Origin of the sequence: Citrobacter sp. BDA59-3, assembly GCF_015167655.1 — a bacterium.
Lineage (GTDB): Bacteria > Pseudomonadota > Gammaproteobacteria > Enterobacterales > Enterobacteriaceae > Phytobacter > Phytobacter diazotrophicus.
In genome coordinates this window covers 17496-36731 of the sequence record NZ_CP063427.1, presented here as the reverse complement: position 1 = coordinate 36731, position 19236 = coordinate 17496, and the positions used below count along the sequence as shown (strand labels likewise).

Here is a 19236-nt window from a genome sequence, read left to right as displayed (position 1 = left end):
CCTGAATTACCGCCTTATTTACTTATAAAACGCTATACTGCACTAAAATAGTGCATTCTTTGGGAGACTGCTGGATGGCAAGTGGCTCGTTGCCCGATGCTGGGCAGATCCTCAATTCTTTAATCAACAGCATTTTGCTGGTTGATGACGAGCTGGCGGTACATTACGCCAACCCGGCGGCACAACAACTTCTGGCGCAAAGTTCCCGTAAATTATTCGGTACGCCTTTGCCGGACCTGCTAAGTTATTTCTCGCTCAATATCGTCCTGATGCGGGAAAGTCTCGATGCCGGACAAGGCTTTACGGACAATGAAGTCACCCTCGTTATCGACGGACGTTCACATATTCTCTCGTTAACGGCGCAACGGTTGCCTGAGGGCCTCATCCTTCTGGAGATGGCACCGATGGACAATCAGCGACGCCTGAGCCAGGAACAGCTCCAGCACGCCCAGCAAGTGGCAGCGCGCGATCTGGTACGCGGCCTGGCGCATGAAATCAAAAACCCGCTCGGAGGCTTACGTGGCGCGGCGCAGCTATTAAGCAAAGCCCTGCCTGACCCTTCGTTGCTGGAATACACCAAAGTCATCATTGAGCAGGCCGACCGTCTGCGTAACCTGGTGGACAGACTGCTTGGGCCACAACAGCCCGGTATGCACGTAACAGAAAGCATTCATAAAGTCGCTGAACGTGTCGTGAAACTGGTGTCGATGGAATTACCCGATAACGTCACCCTGGTGCGCGACTATGATCCGAGCCTGCCGGAGCTGGCACACGATCCCGACCAGATTGAACAGGTGCTACTGAACATTGTTCGCAACGCACTCCAGGCGCTGGGACCCGAGGGCGGCGAAATTATTCTGCGTACCCGCACCGCGTTTCAGCTCACGCTGCACGGCGTTCGCTATCGTCTTGCGGCACGTATTGATGTGGAAGATAACGGGCCTGGTATTCCGTCAAACCTGCAGGACACGCTGTTTTACCCGATGGTGAGCGGGCGTGAAGGCGGTACTGGCTTAGGGTTATCTATCGCACGAAGTTTGATTGATCAACACTCTGGCAAAATTGAATTCACCAGTTGGCCAGGCCATACCGAGTTCTCGGTGTTCCTGCCTATTCGGAAATAGAGGTGTTTATGCAACGAGGGATAGTCTGGATCGTTGATGACGATAGCTCCATCCGTTGGGTGCTTGAACGCGCGCTCACCGGGGCTGGCTTGAGCTGTACAACGTTTGAAAACGCAAATGAAGTGCTTGATGCGCTTACCACCAAAACGCCGGACGTGCTGCTGTCAGATATTCGCATGCCCGGTATGGACGGTCTTGCCCTGTTAAAGCAAATCAAACAGCGCCACCCGATGCTTCCGGTCATCATTATGACCGCGCATTCCGATCTGGATGCGGCAGTCAGCGCGTATCAGCAAGGGGCGTTTGATTATCTGCCAAAGCCATTTGATATCGACGAAGCGGTGGCGCTGGTTGAGCGCGCCATCAGCCATTATCAGGAACAGCAGCAACCGCGTAATGTGCAGGTAAGTGGGCCAACCACCGATATTATTGGTGAAGCGCCAGCCATGCAGGATGTCTTTCGCATCATTGGCCGTCTGTCGCGCTCGTCTATTAGCGTATTGATTAACGGTGAGTCCGGTACCGGTAAAGAGCTGGTCGCCCACGCGCTGCATCGCCATAGCCCGCGGGTGAAAGCACCTTTCATTGCGCTGAACATGGCCGCCATCCCAAAAGATTTGATCGAATCCGAACTGTTTGGCCATGAGAAAGGGGCGTTTACCGGCGCCAATACCATTCGTCAGGGGCGTTTCGAACAAGCCGATGGCGGTACGCTGTTTCTCGATGAAATCGGTGATATGCCACTGGATGTACAGACCCGTCTGCTGCGTGTTCTGGCCGATGGACAGTTCTACCGTGTCGGTGGCTATGCGCCGGTGAAGGTCGATGTTCGCATCATCGCCGCAACGCACCAAAACCTGGAAATGCGGGTGCAGGAAGGGAAATTCCGCGAGGATTTATTCCACCGCCTGAACGTTATCCGCGTGCACCTTCCGCCGCTGCGTGAACGTCGCGAAGATATTCCCCGCCTGGCGCGCCATTTTCTTCAGGTCGCCGCACGCGAACTGGGCGTGGAAGCAAAGCAGTTGCATCCGGAAACCGAAGCGGCGCTCACTCGCCTGGCCTGGCCGGGTAATGTGCGCCAGTTGGAGAACACCTGCCGCTGGTTAACCGTGATGGCTGCCGGGCAGGAGGTCCTGATTCAGGATTTACCGGCTGAATTGTTTGAAACCACGATCCCGGAAAGCAGCACGGGACAGTCGCTGCCGGATAGCTGGGCAACGCTGTTGGCGCAATGGGCAGACAGAGCGTTACGTTCCGGTCATCAAAACCTGCTTTCCGAAGCACAGCCAGAGATGGAACGGACCTTGTTGACCACTGCATTACGTCACACGCAGGGGCACAAACAAGAAGCAGCACGCTTGCTGGGATGGGGACGTAACACCCTGACGCGTAAGCTGAAAGAGTTGGGGATGGAGTAGCCATCCAGCTAAATGTAAAGATTGAATAGCGAGCGCAAATTGCTGCAATTTTGCGCTTTACTGTTCCGATGAGTTCAGTATGATCTTGCCCGTCCACGGGGAGGTCATCATGCTGGAATCACTCATCAATATCGTGTCGAGCAGCGCAGGCGTTAGTGCCGCTGCCAGCCATACACCACAAGCCGCCGTCGCTGCCGTATTGTGCGCCGCGCTGTTTGGGCTTTTTAGCTAAAGCGCCAGCAGGCGCTTCGCTTATCAGGTCACGGTCTGATATCCCCGGCCAGCGCATCGCCGCCGGGGAAACCGTTTAAATGACTCTTGAGAACTGCTGCATCCGCGCTTTCTGGCGCAGGTACACGTCAAAGCACATGCAGATGTTGCGAATTAATAAACGCCCTTTCGCCGTTACTTCAATACCCAGCTCGCTAACCTCCACCAGCCCATCAGTCGCCAGTGGCTTTAGCAGTTTCAGGTCTTCGGCAAAGTAGTCGTTAAAGCGCAAATCCCATTGATTCTCAATGCTGCTGAAATCGAGACGGAAGTGGCAAATAAGCGCTTTAATCACATCACGACGAATACAGTCATCACGGGTCAGCGAGATTCCCCGCCACAAGGCATTGCCGGTTTCGTCCACCTGTTGGTAATACGCTTTTAACTCTTTCTGATTCTGCGCGTAACTGTCGCCAATCATACTGATGGCAGAAACGCCCATCCCCAACAGATCGGTGTCGCCCTGGGTGGTGTAGCCCTGGAAGTTACGGTGGAGAACACCATCGCGCTGAGCCACCGCCAGCTCGTCATCGGGACGGGCAAAGTGGTCCATGCCGATGAACTGATAACCCGCATCAGTCAGCGAGACAATGGTCTGCTGCAGGATATCCAGCTTTTGTTGAGCGGACGGCAGATCCGCGTCTTTGATTTTACGCTGGGCCGCAAACAGGGTGGGAAGATGCGCGTAGTTGAACACGCTCAGACGGTCCGGGCTCAGCTCAGCCACCCGACTCAGGGTAAAGGCAAAACTTTCCGGCGTCTGTTTTGGCAAACCATAAATCAAATCAATATTGGTCGAGGTGAAACCGATGTCGCGCGCACGTTTAATCAGCGCAAAGATGAAAGCCTCGTCTTGCTCACGGTTAACCAGCCGCTGGACCTCTTTATTAAAGTCCTGCACGCCCATGCTCAGGCGGTTAAAGCCCTCCGATCGTAAATGATCAAGGACATCCAGCTCAATTTCACGCGGATCCACTTCAATGGAGATTTCCGCATCGGCCTCGAATTGAAAATGACCACGCAGTAAGCTCATCAGGCGGCTAATTTGCGCCTTATTCAGGTAGGTTGGCGTACCACCACCCCAGTGAAGCTGGCTGACACGACGGTCAGTGAACAGCGGCGCACGGTGGATAATCTCTTGTTCCAGGGCATCCAGATATTGATCAGCTTTATGCTGCTGGCGCGTAACAATCTTATTGCAGCCGCAGAAATAACAAAGCTTATGGCAAAATGGAATGTGCACATACAGTGACAACGGTCGCCCTGGATAACGTGCGACGGCACTACGGAAATTTTCTTCGCCATAGTCAGCGGAAAATTCCAGAGCGGTGGGGTATGACGTGTAGCGCGGCCCGGAATAGTTATATTTCTGGATAAGGGCCAGATCCCAGTCAATTCGTTGCTCAGACATGCTCACTCCTTCCGATAACGCCGCTGGCGGGTACGGCGGCCCGGCCTGACCTCATTTCGGGTCATAAGCCGGTTGCGCAGCCACAGTTTGCGCCGCGACAACCGCTGTAGTTTAACGAATAACCACACCAGATAACATATAACCGGAAGGGTTATAAGCAGGACAGCCAGGCCCATACCTGACCGTTAATTGCCGCCTTTGAGTAGACGCATCATATCTTCCCGGCCTTCTTCCTCTTCTTCTTCGTCATCGTCGTAGGAGAGGCCCAGTTGCTGCATTAATTCATCAATGCGGTCAAGTTTAGCGTCTACCCAGCTTTGATCTTCAGCGCTCAGGGTTTCGCCCTCTTCAAGTCGTTCCAGCAGCGCGTCCAGGCGCTCATCGTTCTCCAGCAGATCCAGTTCAGCTTGCGGTGAAAGCATAGGTTTCTCGCTCTTTGGTTTGTGCTGCTTTTTGACCTGGGGCTCGGTCGCACCCAGTGGAATCGGTTTCTTGCTGCCAACACGCGGATCGGCCTGAGAAGCGCTTTTTCCTGAGCCAGAAGACGCGCTCGCACCGCTTGCACGGCTACCAGCCGCATTCCCACGGTGTTTTTTATCGCGCTTACGGTCACGCCCTTCCTGGTTGAGTTCTTCACGTGATTTACGGTGCGCTTTGCCAGGTGATTTGCCGCGCGGAGTGGTTGAAGGTTTTTTCATGATAATCGGCTTAGATGGTTTTATTCAGTATAGAATTGCGGCGGAATCTAGCAGAAAGCAAGCAAAGAAAAAAGGCGACAGAGTAATCTGTCGCCTTTTTTTCTGACCCTCAACCCTCAATGGGTACAACGTTCCCTGTTTGCTTACAACACACCCTGTTTTTCCCTTAGCATGTCACGTTCCGTGTTGTGGTCCTTTTATTCCCTTTTAAGACTGTCATCCGGACAGTTTCCTGGTCTTCGCCTCCTGGCGCTCCTGACCCCTCATCCTTAAGTCTTCATCCCGCAGGCTTCCTCGCCTTTACAAATACTTTACCTGCTTAATTTAAACTCACAAGTAACAAAACGCCCCAAAAACATAAATTCAGAAAATTCTCTAATAACAAAACCTTTTTATTCATTAACTTAAATTTTTATGACCCTGCAATTTCTCTGAAAATTCGCATAAGCTTTATGGCAAATATCCTACAAACGACAGGGGTATTCTCTGGCAGATATCCATTGACGAGAAAAACAGCCTTTTACGTGGGTTCAGGTATAATCCCCCCATGCCCGAGATTACGGAGACGACCATTTTGACTAACTGGAACTACCAACAGACGCATTTTGTCACCAGTGCGCCTGATATTCGCCACTTACCCGCCGATACCGGTATAGAAGTGGCTTTTGCCGGCCGCTCCAATGCAGGGAAATCCAGCGCACTTAACACGCTGACAAATCAGAAAAGCCTGGCTCGTACATCCAAAACACCCGGACGTACGCAGCTGATTAACCTGTTCGAAGTGGCCGAAGGCAAACGCCTGGTGGACTTACCGGGTTACGGTTACGCAGAAGTGCCAGAAGAGATGAAGCTCAAGTGGCAGCGTGCTTTAGGGGAATATCTTGAGAAGCGCCAGTGCCTGCAGGGGCTGGTTGTACTGATGGATATCCGTCATCCGCTTAAAGATCTCGATCAGCAGATGATCCAGTGGGCGGTCGAGAGCAATGTGCAGATTCTGGTGTTGTTGACGAAAGCAGACAAGCTCGCCAGCGGTGCGCGTAAGGCGCAGCTTAATATGGTGCGCGAAGCAGTGGTTGCCTTTAATGGTGACGTGCAGGTTGAAGCGTTTTCGTCATTGAAGAAGCAGGGTGTAGATAAATTGCGCGAGAAGCTGGATAACTGGTTTAACACCATCGCGCCGATTACCGAGCAAACCACCGAAGAATGACCCTTAAGCGCGGCATCCGTTCGCGCTTTTTCTTCCTTTCGCCCAATAAAAAACGCCCCAGTCATTTCTGACTGGGGCGGCTAAATATTCAGCCAAATCCGATTACGTGAAGTAAAAGGTCTGAAAGATAGAACATCTTACCTCTGTACCCTACGTGTTTAACTCTACTCCCTTTTCGTTTTCGCACAAAGCACTTTTTGTAGTTTTTTTTCAACCTTTACATAGGGAATTCTAATGATCGTCACAAAATGTACTGGTTATGTTGCTTACTTACAGAAAAAGAAGCTTATGTGACCAGTACTTAGTGCGCTTGATCCCAGTTTTGCCCACTACCGACTTCCACCAGCAGCGGCACATCCAGTTTGGTACTGCTTTCCATCAACTCGTGGATCTTTTGCGATACCGCATCCACATCGTCTTTATGCACTTCAAAGACCAGTTCATCGTGTACCTGCATGATCATTTTCACGCGCGGTTTTTCCGTTTGCAGCCACGCATCAACAGCGATCATTGCGCGTTTGATAATGTCTGCTGCCGTGCCCTGCATGGGCGCGTTGATAGCCGCACGCTCTGCGCCGGCCCGACGCGCTGCGTTACTGGATTTGATGTCCGGCAGATAGAGACGACGCCCTTCCAGGGTTTCAACATAGCCCTGCTCTTTCGCCTGTGCGCGGGTGCGCTCCATATAATCCAGTACACCCGGATAGCGTTCGAAGTAGAGATCCATATACTTCTGCGACTCTTTACGCGGGATATTGAGTTGGCGGGATAAACCAAACGCGCTCATGCCATAAATCAGACCGAAGTTGATAGCTTTCGCGCTGCGTCGCTGTTCGTTCGACACGCTTTCCAGCGGTAAACCAAACACTTCGGCCGCCGTTGCACGGTGGATATCCTTCCCTTCGGCAAAGGCAGAGAGCAGGCCTTTATCCCGCGACAGATGCGCCATAATGCGCAATTCAATTTGCGAGTAGTCAGCGGAAACAATGACGTAGTCTTTTGGCGCGATAAACGCCTGGCGAATACGTCGGCCTTCCTCATTGCGCACCGGAATGTTTTGTAAGTTGGGATCGGTGGAGGACAGACGCCCGGTCGCCGTGACTGCCTGGTGATAGGAAGTGTGTACGCGTCCGGTCTTTGGATTGATCATCAGCGGCAGCTTATCGGTGTAAGTCGATTTCAGTTTCGACAAACCACGGTGCTCAAGAATGACTTTGGGTAAAGGGTAATCCAGCGCCAGCTCTTCCAGAACTTCCTCGGAGGTTGACGGTGCGCCGCCCGGTGTCTTCTTCAGCGGTTTGATGCCCTGTTTTTCAAAGAGAATCGTCTGTAGCTGTTTGGTTGAGGAAAGGTTAAAAGGCTCGCCTGCGATTTCATGGGCCTTCTTCTCTAATTCCGCCAGACGCAGGGCAATTTCTTCCGAATGTTTGTGCAGCACCGCAGGATCGATATTAACGCCATTACGCTCTACGCGGGAAAGCACCGGTACCAGAGGAATCTCTATGTTCTGGAAGATATTTAAAGGGCCAGCATTCTTTTGCAATTCCGGCCACATCTTCAGGTGCAGTTGCAGCGTGACGTCCGCATCTTCCGCAGCATAACGCCCGGCCTGCTCCAGATCGATCTGATTAAAGGTCAGTTGGTTTTTACCCTTTCCGGCAATCTCTTCAAAGGTAATGGTTTTATGCTTTAACCAGCGATCAGACAGGCTGTCCATATCATGACGACCAGCGACACTATCCAGCGTGTAGGATTCCAGCATGGTGTCAAAGGCAATGCCTCGCAGCTCAATGCCATAATTCTGCAAAATGCCACGGTCATATTTGAGGTTCTGACCCACTTTTTGGACTTTCTCATCTTCAAGCAGGTCTTTCAGTAATTCGAGCGCCCGATCGCGAGAAATCTGGGCTGGTGCATCCAGGTAGTCATGCGCGACCGGGACATAAGCGGCGACACCAGGTTCGGTCGCAAACGAGAGCCCCACCAGATTAGCGCTGATGTTATCCAGACTGTCCGTTTCGGTATCGAAGGCAAACACTGACGCTTTTTTGAGTTTCGCAATCCACTCGTTTAATACGTCCTCATCAAGGATGGTGACGTAGTTATCAAACGACAGGACCGCAGCAGACACTTCGGCCTCAGCTTCAACGACAACCGTCTCTTGCGGCTTCGTGGCCGGTTTAGCGCCTTTTGCCTGGAGCCATTTACCGCCTTCCAGATCCGTGATCCAGCGCTTAAATTCATATTTTTTAAACAGATTGAGTAGCGTATCCGCTATCGGTTGTTGAACTTCCAACTGTTCGCAGGTCAGCTCCAGCTCAACATCCGTTTTAATGGTCGCCAGCTGATAAGAGAGGTAAGCCACCTCTTTATTTTGCTCCAGCTTCGCCGCCATATTTTTGGCGCCACGGAAAGAGAGTTCGGCAATCTTTTCCGGCTCGGCGTACAGCGTATCCAGGCCACCAAGCCCTTGTAATAACGCCTGTGCGGTTTTTTCGCCCACGCCCGGAACACCGGGAATGTTATCTGAAGAGTCGCCCATTAAAGCGAGGAAATCGATGATCAACCCCGGCGGCACGCCGTATTTGGTTACGACCTCTTCTGGCCCCAGGACAGTATTGGTCATGGTGTTGATAAGCGTAATACCTGGCGTTACCAACTGAGCCATGTCTTTATCGCCGGTACTGATCAGGACCGGACGCCCTGCTTTTTCGGCTTCGCGCGCCAGCGTGCCGATAACATCGTCAGCCTCTACGCCCGAAACGGCCAGCAGCGGTAGCCCCATCGCTTTGACCATTTCATGCAATGGCTCGATCTGCGCGCGCAGATCGTCCGGCATTGGTGGACGGTGAGATTTATAGTGCTCAAACAGTTCGTCACGGAACGTTTTGCCCTTCGCATCAAACACCACTGCGGCATGTGTCGGCTGATACTGCAGGATCAGACTGCGCAGCATATTCAGGACGCCGTACATAGCGCCAGTAGGCTCGCCTGCACTGTTAGTCAGCGGCGGAAACGCATGGTATGCGCGGTAGAGATAGGAAGAGCCGTCAACAAGGATAAGTGGGTTTTCTGGGATCTGAACCATGATGTCCGTGCCTGTTTATCAATTTATGGCTAAAGGATGCCACAGACGGGCGAAAACATCAGTTTTTCACCGCATTTGCCGAAAAAGATTTCACGATCTGCGGGATCGCTTCCCATACCTTCCTGTGGATAAGTTTGTGAATTATTTCTTAAGGACTGGATTATTGTGCATTTTTCCCGATCGCAGAAAAGTAAGTATCCTTATTTTTCAATATATTAAAAAAAGAGAAACGATCATTATTGCCTTTTGGTGACAATTTGCTCCATGTGGATATAAGAAAAAGTAATTTGATTTAGCACAACACCTTACGACCGCACACTAAGGCTAACCTTTATCCAATCATATGAGGTGTTTTCTGATAAGATCAGCGCCTTGCATACGCCATGATGTGCATGCTGTGATTAACCATTTGAATAAATTAACTATGTCGAGACTGCTCGTTGTATGCACTCTGGTATTGAGTGTCATACTCACCATCCTGGTGACTATCTTCTGTTCTGTACCGATCATTATCGCCGGTATTCTTAAGCTATTACTGCCGATTCCGGTACTGTGGCGCGCTATCTCTGCATTTTGTAATTTTATGATGTATTGCTGGTGTGAAGGACTGGCCTGGCTGCTGCACCTTAACCCGCATCTTCAGTGGGATATTGAAGGCCTGGAAGGGCTGAACAAAAAGAACTGGTACCTGCTTATCTGCAACCACCATAGCTGGGCAGATATCGTGGTGCTGTGCGTGCTTTTCCGCAAACATATCCCGATGAATAAGTACTTTCTTAAGCAACAGTTGGCCTGGGTTCCCTTTATTGGGCTGGCCTGCTGGGCTCTGGATATGCCGTTTATGCGTCGCTATTCGCGGGGTTACCTGATACGCCATCCCGAGCGGCGCGGTAAAGATGTAGAGACCACGCGCCGTTCCTGCGAGAAATTTCGTCTCCATCCGACAACCATTGTGAATTTCGTTGAAGGTTCACGCTTTACCGATGAAAAACGTATCGAGACACGATCGGCATTCAATAACCTGCTCCCCCCTAAAGCAGCAGGGATAGCGATGGCCCTCGGCGTTTTGGGCAAGCAATTCGATAAATTACTTGATGTCACGCTCTGCTATCCGGAAAACGGCAAAAAACCGTTTTTTGATATGCTAAGCGGGAAGTTAACGCGCATTGTTGTTCGCGTAAATTTGTTATCGGTTAACGAAGATTTGCATGGCGATTACGTTAACGATAAGAATTTTAAGCGCGGTTTTCAGCAGTGGCTAAATGCGTTATGGAGCGAAAAAGACCAGCAAATTGACGCAATCAAACGTCAATATAACAACGCCGGTCAATGACCGGCGTTTATGGTATTACTTCTTCTCGACAAGGTATCGAACAGTGTCAGCATACTGCTGTACGAAGATATCCATGCTGCTGGTATCCATGCCTTGCATATTCAACTGATATTTGCCGTTAACATACATGGCCGGAACTCCCTGTAACTGCAAGTCAGCAGCCGCTTTCTCTTGTTGAGCAACCAGTGATTTCACAACAAAGCTATTCCACGCCGCATCGTACTCTTCACCTTTAACGCCAGCTTTGATGAAGACATCACGGATATCAGCAACAGACTGAACGGTTTGTGTTTTCTGCACGGCCTCAAACATCGGTGCGGTGATTTTGTCTTCCACGCCAAGAGCCATTGCAACAGCCCATGCCTGAGTCATCTCTTTGCCTAACGGGCCAAGGAACTCAACATGGTATTTCGTCATTTTAATGCCTTCCGGCAGCTTCTGTTTTACAGCATCCGCAACATGCCACACATGTTCAAAGTCGTAACAGTGCGGGCAATAGAATGAGAAAAACTCCAGGACTTGTGGTTCGCCAGCAACCGGTTTATCGATCGTAATGTACTGTTTACCATCGGTAAATTGTGCTGCCGAAGCGCTAAAAGCCAGAATCATTCCTGCCAGCGCCAGCCAAATTTTCTTCATGATTAAATCTCTCCAGGATGTGTCACACATTAGTAAATCGGCATTAATTGTAGAGGCGGTTCTTGCAACGCCTTTACCTGCCCAAGAAAAGTCGCCGTCTGATCGCGCCAGTAATCTTCCCCAGTTAACCACGGGAAGTTTTTGGGAAAAGCCGGATCATCCCAGCGACGGATAATCCACGCCAGATAGTAAACCAGGCGCATAGCGCGAAGCGGTTCAATAAGGCTGAGTTCGGCCGTATCAAATTCGCAGAATTCTTCATAGGCCTCGATAATCATCTCAAGTTGCATGCGCTGCTCGGCTTTATCGCCATGCAACAACATCCAGAGATCCTGAATCGCCGGGCCATTACGGGCGTCATCCAGATCCACAAACAGAGGACCATCGCGCCAGAGTATATTCCCGGCATGACAGTCGCCATGTAAGCGCAGATTGGTAAAACGATTATGCCAGTGCGCCATGACGGCTTCGATAAGCTGATCGGCGGCACGTAAGAAACTGTCTTTCAACGAGGCTGGGATAAGCGCGGAATCTTCAAAGACCTGACGAGGCTCAAGAAGATACTCCTTCACCCCCATATCCGGACGGTGGACGAATAGTGTCTTACGGCCGGTTTGATGCAGGCGACCAAGATAGCGGCCAACCCATTCCATTTGATCCAGATTATCCGCTTCGAACTGACGCCCCCCGACGCTCGGGAAAACCGCATAATAAAACCCTTGATGGGTCAGTAAGGTTTGATTGTCGAAGGCGAGCGGTGCGGCAACAGGAACTTCATCACCCAAAAGATCCAGCGCAAATCGATGTTCTTCCTGGATTTGTTCTGCGGACCAGCGTTCAGGACGGTAGAACTTCACCACATAACGGCGACGGTCTTCGTCCTGAAACTGGTAAACACGGTTCTCATAGCTGTTAAGAGGAGTAAGACCGGAGTCGACCCGAATTCCCCGCTCAAACAACGCATCCATGATCGTGTCAGGATGGAGAGTCTGGAAAGTAAAAGCGTTATGGTTCATCCCATTATCCGCAAATAAAGCCGAATGATTGAGGATATCATTTCACTGCGCTTTCGGTGCCTTCACTTACAAGCTTTTACTCTTTAATTACGCCACGTGCGCGGAGCAAAGCAGTTTTAAAATCTTCTTCATAATCTTTCTTAATACCCGGAATTACCGCATCTTTATCTGCGTCACGCATTTTCAGGTGATAAATCAGAATGTCGTCACTTAAATCGGTAAGCTCTCCCTCATAACCTGATTCATTCGCCAGTTTCTGTAAAAATTGCATCAGACTTAATTCTGGTTCTTTCTGCCACGCAGGCTGGAGGAGTTCGATAACTTCATTCAGGCGTTTACATTTCATGGTGGTGCTCCTTACTCTTGGTACAGACACGTTATCAGGGTCAAACCCACAATAAAAGAGGCGATAAGGTTGATTAAAAAGGGTGTGGTAACAGGTGTGATACTCGCAGGCGGTAAAGCCTCGCGGATGGGAGGTCAGGATAAAGGATTACTGGTGCTAAAAGGAAAACCGCTGTGGGAATACGTCGCACACGCGATGGCGCCTCAGGTGGGGCACATTGTGATCAGTGCAAACCGTAATCTGGAAAGCTACCGGGCAAGCGGCTTACCCGTGTACCAGGATCAACTGGCTGATTTCCCTGGTCCACTGGCAGGTATGCTGTCTGTTATGCAGCAGTGCGAGAGCGAGTGGTTTCTGTTCTCTCCCTGTGATACACCTTACATTCCGGGCGATCTGGTCGAGCGATTAAGTGCAGAGTGTAAGAGCACAAATGCGGTGTGGGTGCATGATGGTGAACGTGACCATCCAACGATTGCCCTGGTGAACCGTATCAACGCGCCGCAACTGCAAGACTACCTTAACCGAGGAGAACGCCGGGTCATGGTTTTTATGCGTGAAGTCGGAGGGCATTCCGTCGACTTTAGCGATACAAAGGAAAGCTTTGCGAATGTGAATACACCTGAAGATCTGGCGCGCTGGCAGGAGAAAGTATGATACCCGTACTGGCTATTGCCGCCTGGAGTGGTACCGGAAAGACGACGCTACTTAAAAAGCTGATTCCTGCATTATGCGAGCAAGGGATCCGCCCCGGTCTGATTAAGCATACCCATCATAATATGGACGTTGATAAGCCCGGTAAGGACAGTTACGAGTTACGTAAAGCCGGTGCAGCACAAACGATTGTGGCCAGTTCGCAACGCTGGGCCTTAATGACCGAAACGCCGGATGAGCCGGAGCTTAATTTAGCGTATCTGGTTAGCCGAATGGATGCTTCTACGCTGGATCTGGTGCTCGTTGAGGGCTTTAAGCACGAAGCAGTCGCTAAGATCTTACTGTTTCGTCAGAGCTGCGGACACAGCGAAGATGAACTTATTATCGATAAACATGTCATCGCTATCGCCAGTGATGTCCCGCTGGCCGTGGATGTTCCGCTTTTAGATATCAAAGATGTAGCGCAGATCGCGGCATTTGTGATGCGCTGGTTAGGGCGATAAGGAAGGTTACCATCAGGAGGAAAAGTGTCTGGTAATAAATTAAAGTGCAGAAACGCAAAAAGCCCATCCGTGAGGATGGGCTTCTTACTTGTCTGATGCCTGGCAGTTCCCTACTCTCACATGGGGAGACCCCACACTACCATCGGCGCTACGGCGTTTCACTTCTGAGTTCGGCATGGGGTCAGGTGGGACCACCGCGCTAAAGCCGCCAGGCAAATTCTTTGTGCTCGTCCTGTGTCTTTTGTGCTGATACTGCGTTGGCTGCTCTTGCGAACGTCAGTCACATACTTCAGTATGCTCCTTCCGTTGCTGTGTTTGCCGCCTTGTCTCAGCGCAAAATCCTTCGGACTCTGAATCTAAGCTGAAAATCTTCTCTTCTCAAATCCGCCAAAACATCTTCGGCGTTGTAAGGTTAAGCCTCACGGTTCATTAGTACCGGTTAGCTCAACGCATCGCTGCGCTTACACACCCGGCCTATCAACGTCGTCGTCTTCAACGTTCCTTTAGTGGACTTAAAGTCCAAGGGAAGACTCATCTCGGGGCAAGTTTCGTGCTTAGATGCTTTCAGCACTTATCTCTTCCGCATGTAGCTACCGGGCAGTGCCATTGGCATGACAACCCGAACACCAGTGATGCGTCCACTCCGGTCCTCTCGTACTAGGAGCAGCCCCCCTCAATCTTCCAGCGCCCACGGCAGATAGGGACCGAACTGTCTCACGACGTTCTAAACCCAGCTCGCGTACCACTTTAAATGGCGAACAGCCATACCCTTGGGACCTACTTCAGCCCCAGGATGTGATGAGCCGACATCGAGGTGCCAAACACCGCCGTCGATATGAACTCTTGGGCGGTATCAGCCTGTTATCCCCGGAGTACCTTTTATCCGTTGAGCGATGGCCCTTCCATTCAGAACCACCGGATCACTATGACCTGCTTTCGCACCTGCTCGCGCCGTCACGCTCGCAGTCAAGCTGGCTTATGCCATTGCACTAACCTCCTGATGTCCGACCAGGATTAGCCAACCTTCGTGCTCCTCCGTTACTCTTTGGGAGGAGACCGCCCCAGTCAAACTACCCACCAGACACTGTCCGCAACCCGGATCACGGGTCCACGTTAGAACATCAAACATTAAAGGGTGGTATTTCAAGGTTGGCTCCATGCAGACTGGCGTCCACACTTCAAAGCCTCCCACCTATCCTACACATCAAGGCTCAATGTTCAGTGTCAAGCTATAGTAAAGGTTCACGGGGTCTTTCCGTCTTGCCGCGGGTACACTGCATCTTCACAGCGAGTTCAATTTCACTGAGTCTCGGGTGGAGACAGCCTGGCCATCATTACGCCATTCGTGCAGGTCGGAACTTACCCGACAAGGAATTTCGCTACCTTAGGACCGTTATAGTTACGGCCGCCGTTTACCGGGGCTTCGATCAAGAGCTTCTCCTTACGGATAACCCCATCAATTAACCTTCCGGCACCGGGCAGGCGTCACACCGTATACGTCCACTTTCGTGTTTGCACAGTGCTGTGTTTTTAATAAACAGTTGCAGCCAGCTGGTATCTTCGACTGATTTCAGCTCCACCCGCAGGGGCTTCACCTACATATCAGCGTGCCTTCTCCCGAAGTTACGGCACCATTTTGCCTAGTTCCTTCACCCGAGTTCTCTCAAGCGCCTTGGTATTCTCTACCTGACCACCTGTGTCGGTTTGGGGTACGATTTGATGTTACCTGATGCTTAGAGGCTTTTCCTGGAAGCAGGGCATTTGTTACTTCATCACCGTAGTGACTCGTCATCACACCTCAGCCTTGGTTATCCGGATTTGCCTGGATAACCAGCCTACATGCTTAAACCGGGACAACCGTCGCCCGGCTAACATAGCCTTCTCCGTCCCCCCTTCGCAGTAACACCAAGTACAGGAATATTAACCTGTTTCCCATCGACTACGCCTTTCGGCCTCGCCTTAGGGGTCGACTCACCCTGCCCCGATTAACGTTGGACAGGAACCCTTGGTCTTCCGGCGAGCGGGCTTTTCACCCGCTTTATCGTTACTTATGTCAGCATTCGCACTTCTGATACCTCCAGCATGCCTCACAGCACACCTTCGCAGGCTTACAGAACGCTCCCCTACCCAACAACACATAGTGTCGCTGCCGCAGCTTCGGTGCATGGTTTAGCCCCGTTACATCTTCCGCGCAGGCCGACTCGACCAGTGAGCTATTACGCTTTCTTTAAATGATGGCTGCTTCTAAGCCAACATCCTGGCTGTCTGTGCCTTCCCACATCGTTTCCCACTTAACCATGACTTTGGGACCTTAGCTGGCGGTCTGGGTTGTTTCCCTCTTCACGACGGACGTTAGCACCCGCCGTGTGTCTCCCGTGATAACATTCTCCGGTATTCGTAGTTTGCATCGGGTTGGTAAGCCGGGATGGCCCCCTAGCCGAAACAGTGCTCTACCCCCGGAGATGAGTTCACGAGGCGCTACCTAAATAGCTTTCGGGGAGAACCAGCTATCTCCCGGTTTGATTGGCCTTTCACCCCCAGCCACAAGTCATCCGCTAATTTTTCAACATTAGTCGGTTCGGTCCTCCAGTTAGTGTTACCCAACCTTCAACCTGCCCATGGCTAGATCACCGGGTTTCGGGTCTATACCCTGCAACTTAACGCCCAGTTAAGACTCGGTTTCCCTTCGGCTCCCCTATACGGTTAACCTTGCTACAGAATATAAGTCGCTGACCCATTATACAAAAGGTACGCAGTCACACCACGAAGGTGCTCCCACTGCTTGTACGTACACGGTTTCAGGTTCTTTTTCACTCCCCTCGCCGGGGTTCTTTTCGCCTTTCCCTCACGGTACTGGTTCACTATCGGTCAGTCAGGAGTATTTAGCCTTGGAGGATGGTCCCCCCATATTCAGACAGGATACCACGTGTCCCGCCCTACTCATCGAGCTCACAGCCTGTGTGCTTTCGTGTACGGGGCTGTCACCCTGTATCGCCGGACTTTCCAGACCGTTCCACTAACACACAAGCTGATTCAGGCTCTGGGCTGCTCCCCGTTCGCTCGCCGCTACTGGGGGAATCTCGGTTGATTTCTTTTCCTCGGGGTACTTAGATGTTTCAGTTCCCCCGGTTCGCCTCGTTTGACTATGTATTCATCAAACGATAGTGCAACGAATTGCACTGGGTTTCCCCATTCGGACATCGCCGGGTCAAAGGTTCATATCACCTCGCCGGCGCTTTTCGCAGATTAGCACGTCCTTCATCGCCTCTGACTGCCAGGGCATCCACCGTGTACGCTTAGTCGCTTAACCTCACAACCCGAAGATGTTTCGTAAAACATCATCGTGTCGCGAAAATTTGAGAGACTCGAACACACTTTCGTGTGTCGTTTCAATTTTCAGCTTGATCCAGATTTTTAAAGAGCAAATATCTCAAACGTCACCCGAAGATGAGTTTTGAGATATTAAGGCAGGTGACTTTCACTCACAAACCAGCAAGTGGCGTCCCCTAGGGGATTCGAACCCCTGTTACCGCCGTGAAAGGGCGGTGTCCTGGGCCTCTAGACGAAGGGGACACTGAAGTCTCACTCGCAAGACGCCTTGCTTTTTATTTTTCATCAGACAATCTGTGTGGACACTACAAAGGCAGGTTCTTTAAGGTAAGGAGGTGATCCAACCGCAGGTTCCCCTACGGTTACCTTGTTACGACTTCACCCCAGTCATGAATCACAAAGTGGTAAGCGCCCTCCCGAAGGTTAAGCTACCTACTTCTTTTGCAACCCACTCCCATGGTGTGACGGGCGGTGTGTACAAGGCCCGGGAACGTATTCACCGTGGCATTCTGATCCACGATTACTAGCGATTCCGACTTCATGGAGTCGAGTTGCAGACTCCAATCCGGACTACGACATACTTTATGAGGTCCGCTTGCTCTCGCGAGGTCGCTTCTCTTTGTATATGCCATTGTAGCACGTGTGTAGCCCTGGTCGTAAGGGCCATGATGACTTGACGTCATCCCCACCTTCCTCCAGTTTATCACTGGCAGTCTCCTTTGAGTTCCCGGCCGGACCGCTGGCAACAAAGGATAAGGGTTGCGCTCGTTGCGGGACTTAACCCAACATTTCACAACACGAGCTGACGACAGCCATGCAGCACCTGTCTCACGGCTCCCGAAGGCACTAAGGCATCTCTGCCGAATTCCGTGGATGTCAAGACCAGGTAAGGTTCTTCGCGTTGCATCGAATTAAACCACATGCTCCACCGCTTGTGCGGGCCCCCGTCAATTCATTTGAGTTTTAACCTTGCGGCCGTACTCCCCAGGCGGTCGACTTAACGCGTTAGCTCCGGAAGCCACGCCTCAAGGGCACAACCTCCAAGTCGACATCGTTTACGGCGTGGACTACCAGGGTATCTAATCCTGTTTGCTCCCCACGCTTTCGCACCTGAGCGTCAGTCTTTGTCCAGGGGGCCGCCTTCGCCACCGGTATTCCTCCAGATCTCTACGCATTTCACCGCTACACCTGGAATTCTACCCCCCTCTACAAGACTCAAGCCTGCCAGTTTCGAATGCAGTTCCCAGGTTGAGCCCGGGGATTTCACATCCGACTTGACAGACCGCCTGCGTGCGCTTTACGCCCAGTAATTCCGATTAACGCTTGCACCCTCCGTATTACCGCGGCTGCTGGCACGGAGTTAGCCGGTGCTTCTTCTGCGGGTAACGTCAATCGCTGCGGTTATTAACCACAACGCCTTCCTCCCCGCTGAAAGTACTTTACAACCCGAAGGCCTTCTTCATACACGCGGCATGGCTGCATCAGGCTTGCGCCCATTGTGCAATATTCCCCACTGCTGCCTCCCGTAGGAGTCTGGACCGTGTCTCAGTTCCAGTGTGGCTGGTCATCCTCTCAGACCAGCTAGGGATCGTCGCCTTGGTGAGCCATTACCTCACCAACAAGCTAATCCCATCTGGGCACATCCGATGGCAAGAGGCCCGAAGGTCCCCCTCTTTGGTCTTGCGACATTATGCGGTATTAGCTACCGTTTCCAGTAGTTATCCCCCTCCATCGGGCAGTTTCCCAGACATTACTCACCCGTCCGCCACTCGTCACCCGAGGAGCAAGCTCCTCTGTGCTACCGTTCGACTTGCATGTGTTAGGCCTGCCGCCAGCGTTCAATCTGAGCCATGATCAAACTCTTCAATTTAAAAGTTTGATGCTCGTAGAATTAAACTTCGTAATGAATTACGTGTTCACTCTGTGAGACTTGGTATTCATTTATCGTCCGGGGACGTTAAGAATCCATGTCACTTTGAGTGCCCACACAGATTGTCTGATAAATTGTTAAAGAGCAGTGCAACGCGGCTTTCGCTCACCGTTGCGAGGTGGCGTATATTACGCTTTCCTCTTTCAGAGTCAAGCGTTTATTTTCGCTTTTCTCTGTCGGGACTCTCAGGAGAACCCCGCTGACCCGGCGGCTTGTTTGCCGTTGTTCCGTGTCAGTGGAGGCGCATTATAGGGAGTTCTTGTGAAGTG

The 19236-nt window shown here is 51.4% G+C and carries 13 protein-coding genes, 1 tRNA gene and 3 rRNA genes; 7 read left to right on the top strand and 10 right to left on the bottom strand.

Going from position 1 to position 19236, the window contains the following annotated elements; genetic code table 11:
- Positions 1-74: 74 nt before the first annotated feature.
- The 3 genes from glnL to IP582_RS00150 all read left to right on the top strand — a co-directional run bounded on the left by glnL (position 75) and on the right by IP582_RS00150 (position 2777).
- Positions 75-1124: a nitrogen regulation protein NR(II) gene (glnL, locus tag IP582_RS00160; protein WP_039077371.1), complete on the top strand. Its 1050-nt coding sequence runs from the start codon at positions 75-77 to the stop codon at positions 1122-1124.
- 8 nt (positions 1125-1132) lie between these two features.
- A complete protein-coding gene (glnG, locus tag IP582_RS00155) occupies positions 1133-2545 on the top strand; it encodes a nitrogen regulation protein NR(I) (RefSeq protein WP_039077372.1) in 1413 nt (470 codons plus the stop codon).
- Positions 2546-2654: 109 nt separating this feature from the next.
- Positions 2655-2777, top strand: coding sequence for a YshB family small membrane protein (locus IP582_RS00150; protein WP_139153727.1), 123 nt, complete (start codon positions 2655-2657; stop codon positions 2775-2777).
- Between the two features lie 75 nt (positions 2778-2852).
- Here IP582_RS00150 and hemN read toward each other — a convergent pair whose 3' ends face one another.
- Both hemN and yihI read right to left on the bottom strand, forming a co-directional pair.
- On the bottom strand, positions 2853-4226 hold the full coding sequence (gene hemN, locus IP582_RS00145) for an oxygen-independent coproporphyrinogen III oxidase (RefSeq protein WP_193794770.1): 1374 nt from the start codon (positions 4224-4226) through the stop codon (positions 2853-2855).
- A 185-nt stretch (positions 4227-4411) separates the two neighbouring features.
- Positions 4412-4924 carry a Der GTPase-activating protein YihI gene (gene yihI / locus IP582_RS00140; RefSeq protein WP_193794769.1) on the bottom strand — a complete coding sequence of 171 codons (513 nt, stop codon included), beginning with the start codon at positions 4922-4924 and terminating at the stop codon, positions 4412-4414.
- A gap of 574 nt (positions 4925-5498) precedes the next feature.
- Between yihI and yihA the strand changes: the two genes are divergently transcribed.
- On the top strand, positions 5499-6131 hold the full coding sequence (yihA, locus tag IP582_RS00135) for a ribosome biogenesis GTP-binding protein YihA/YsxC (RefSeq protein WP_103245895.1): 633 nt from the start codon (positions 5499-5501) through the stop codon (positions 6129-6131).
- Positions 6132-6432: 301 nt separating this feature from the next.
- On the opposite strand, the gene polA is transcribed toward yihA, so the two are convergent.
- The gene (gene polA, locus IP582_RS00130; protein ID WP_079498715.1) at positions 6433-9219 is read right to left on the bottom strand and encodes a DNA polymerase I; all 2787 of its coding nucleotides are present in this window, start codon (positions 9217-9219) and stop codon (positions 6433-6435) included.
- 424 nt (positions 9220-9643) lie between these two features.
- On the opposite strand from polA, the gene IP582_RS00125 reads away from it, so the two are divergent.
- Positions 9644-10552 carry an acyltransferase gene (locus tag IP582_RS00125; RefSeq protein ID WP_193794768.1) on the top strand — a complete coding sequence of 303 codons (909 nt, stop codon included), beginning with the start codon at positions 9644-9646 and terminating at the stop codon, positions 10550-10552.
- Between the two features lie 15 nt (positions 10553-10567).
- On the opposite strand, the gene dsbA is transcribed toward IP582_RS00125, so the two are convergent.
- From dsbA to IP582_RS00110, 3 genes are all read right to left on the bottom strand, one after another.
- Positions 10568-11191: a thiol:disulfide interchange protein DsbA gene (gene dsbA / locus IP582_RS00120; protein ID WP_193794767.1), complete on the bottom strand. Its 624-nt coding sequence runs from the start codon at positions 11189-11191 to the stop codon at positions 10568-10570.
- A gap of 29 nt (positions 11192-11220) precedes the next feature.
- Positions 11221-12207 carry a serine/threonine protein kinase gene (locus IP582_RS00115; RefSeq protein ID WP_193794766.1) on the bottom strand — a complete coding sequence of 329 codons (987 nt, stop codon included), beginning with the start codon at positions 12205-12207 and terminating at the stop codon, positions 11221-11223.
- A gap of 76 nt (positions 12208-12283) precedes the next feature.
- Positions 12284-12553 (bottom strand): YihD family protein, encoded by a 270-nt coding sequence (locus IP582_RS00110; RefSeq protein ID WP_193794765.1) that lies wholly within the window; start codon positions 12551-12553, stop codon positions 12284-12286.
- Between the two features lie 126 nt (positions 12554-12679).
- Between IP582_RS00110 and mobA the strand changes: the two genes are divergently transcribed.
- Both mobA and mobB read left to right on the top strand, forming a co-directional pair.
- On the top strand, positions 12680-13207 hold the full coding sequence (gene mobA / locus IP582_RS00105; protein WP_255520044.1) for a molybdenum cofactor guanylyltransferase MobA: 528 nt from the start codon (positions 12680-12682) through the stop codon (positions 13205-13207).
- On the top strand, positions 13204-13707 hold the full coding sequence (gene mobB, locus IP582_RS00100) for a molybdopterin-guanine dinucleotide biosynthesis protein MobB (protein WP_193794763.1): 504 nt from the start codon (positions 13204-13206) through the stop codon (positions 13705-13707). The genes mobA and mobB overlap by 4 nt, the downstream gene beginning before the upstream one ends.
- A gap of 97 nt (positions 13708-13804) precedes the next feature.
- Here the strand turns inward: mobB and rrf are convergent.
- From rrf to IP582_RS00080, 4 genes are all read right to left on the bottom strand, one after another.
- Positions 13805-13920, bottom strand: a 5S ribosomal RNA gene (gene rrf / locus IP582_RS00095).
- A gap of 195 nt (positions 13921-14115) precedes the next feature.
- A 23S ribosomal RNA gene (locus tag IP582_RS00090) occupies positions 14116-17017 on the bottom strand.
- A 187-nt stretch (positions 17018-17204) separates the two neighbouring features.
- Positions 17205-17280 (bottom strand) — tRNA-Glu (locus IP582_RS00085).
- A gap of 85 nt (positions 17281-17365) precedes the next feature.
- Positions 17366-18907 (bottom strand): 16S ribosomal RNA (locus tag IP582_RS00080).
- Together the 16S, 23S and 5S rRNA genes with 1 tRNA gene alongside form the textbook arrangement of a ribosomal RNA operon.
- Positions 18908-19236: the final 329 nt, after the last annotated feature.

What these genes read in the sequence shown, in the direction of transcription:
- IP582_RS00110 (WP_193794765.1), bottom strand. Translation starts at nt 12,553, where the DNA reads ATGAAATGTAAACGCCTGAATGAAGTTATCGAACTCCTCCAGCCTGCG.
- yihI (WP_193794769.1), bottom strand. Translation starts at nt 4,924, where the DNA reads ATGAAAAAACCTTCAACCACTCCGCGCGGCAAATCACCTGGCAAAGCG.
- mobB (WP_193794763.1), top strand. Translation starts at nt 13,204, where the DNA reads ATGATACCCGTACTGGCTATTGCCGCCTGGAGTGGTACCGGAAAGACG.
- IP582_RS00150 (WP_139153727.1), top strand. Translation starts at nt 2,655, where the DNA reads ATGCTGGAATCACTCATCAATATCGTGTCGAGCAGCGCAGGCGTTAGT.
- glnL (WP_039077371.1), top strand. Translation starts at nt 75, where the DNA reads ATGGCAAGTGGCTCGTTGCCCGATGCTGGGCAGATCCTCAATTCTTTA.
- IP582_RS00115 (WP_193794766.1), bottom strand. Translation starts at nt 12,207, where the DNA reads ATGAACCATAACGCTTTTACTTTCCAGACTCTCCATCCTGACACGATC.
- glnG (WP_039077372.1), top strand. Translation starts at nt 1,133, where the DNA reads ATGCAACGAGGGATAGTCTGGATCGTTGATGACGATAGCTCCATCCGT.
- IP582_RS00125 (WP_193794768.1), top strand. Translation starts at nt 9,644, where the DNA reads ATGTCGAGACTGCTCGTTGTATGCACTCTGGTATTGAGTGTCATACTC.
- hemN (WP_193794770.1), bottom strand. Translation starts at nt 4,226, where the DNA reads ATGTCTGAGCAACGAATTGACTGGGATCTGGCCCTTATCCAGAAATAT.
- polA (WP_079498715.1), bottom strand. Translation starts at nt 9,219, where the DNA reads ATGGTTCAGATCCCAGAAAACCCACTTATCCTTGTTGACGGCTCTTCC.
- mobA (WP_255520044.1), top strand. Translation starts at nt 12,680, where the DNA reads ATGGGAGGTCAGGATAAAGGATTACTGGTGCTAAAAGGAAAACCGCTG.
- dsbA (WP_193794767.1), bottom strand. Translation starts at nt 11,191, where the DNA reads ATGAAGAAAATTTGGCTGGCGCTGGCAGGAATGATTCTGGCTTTTAGC.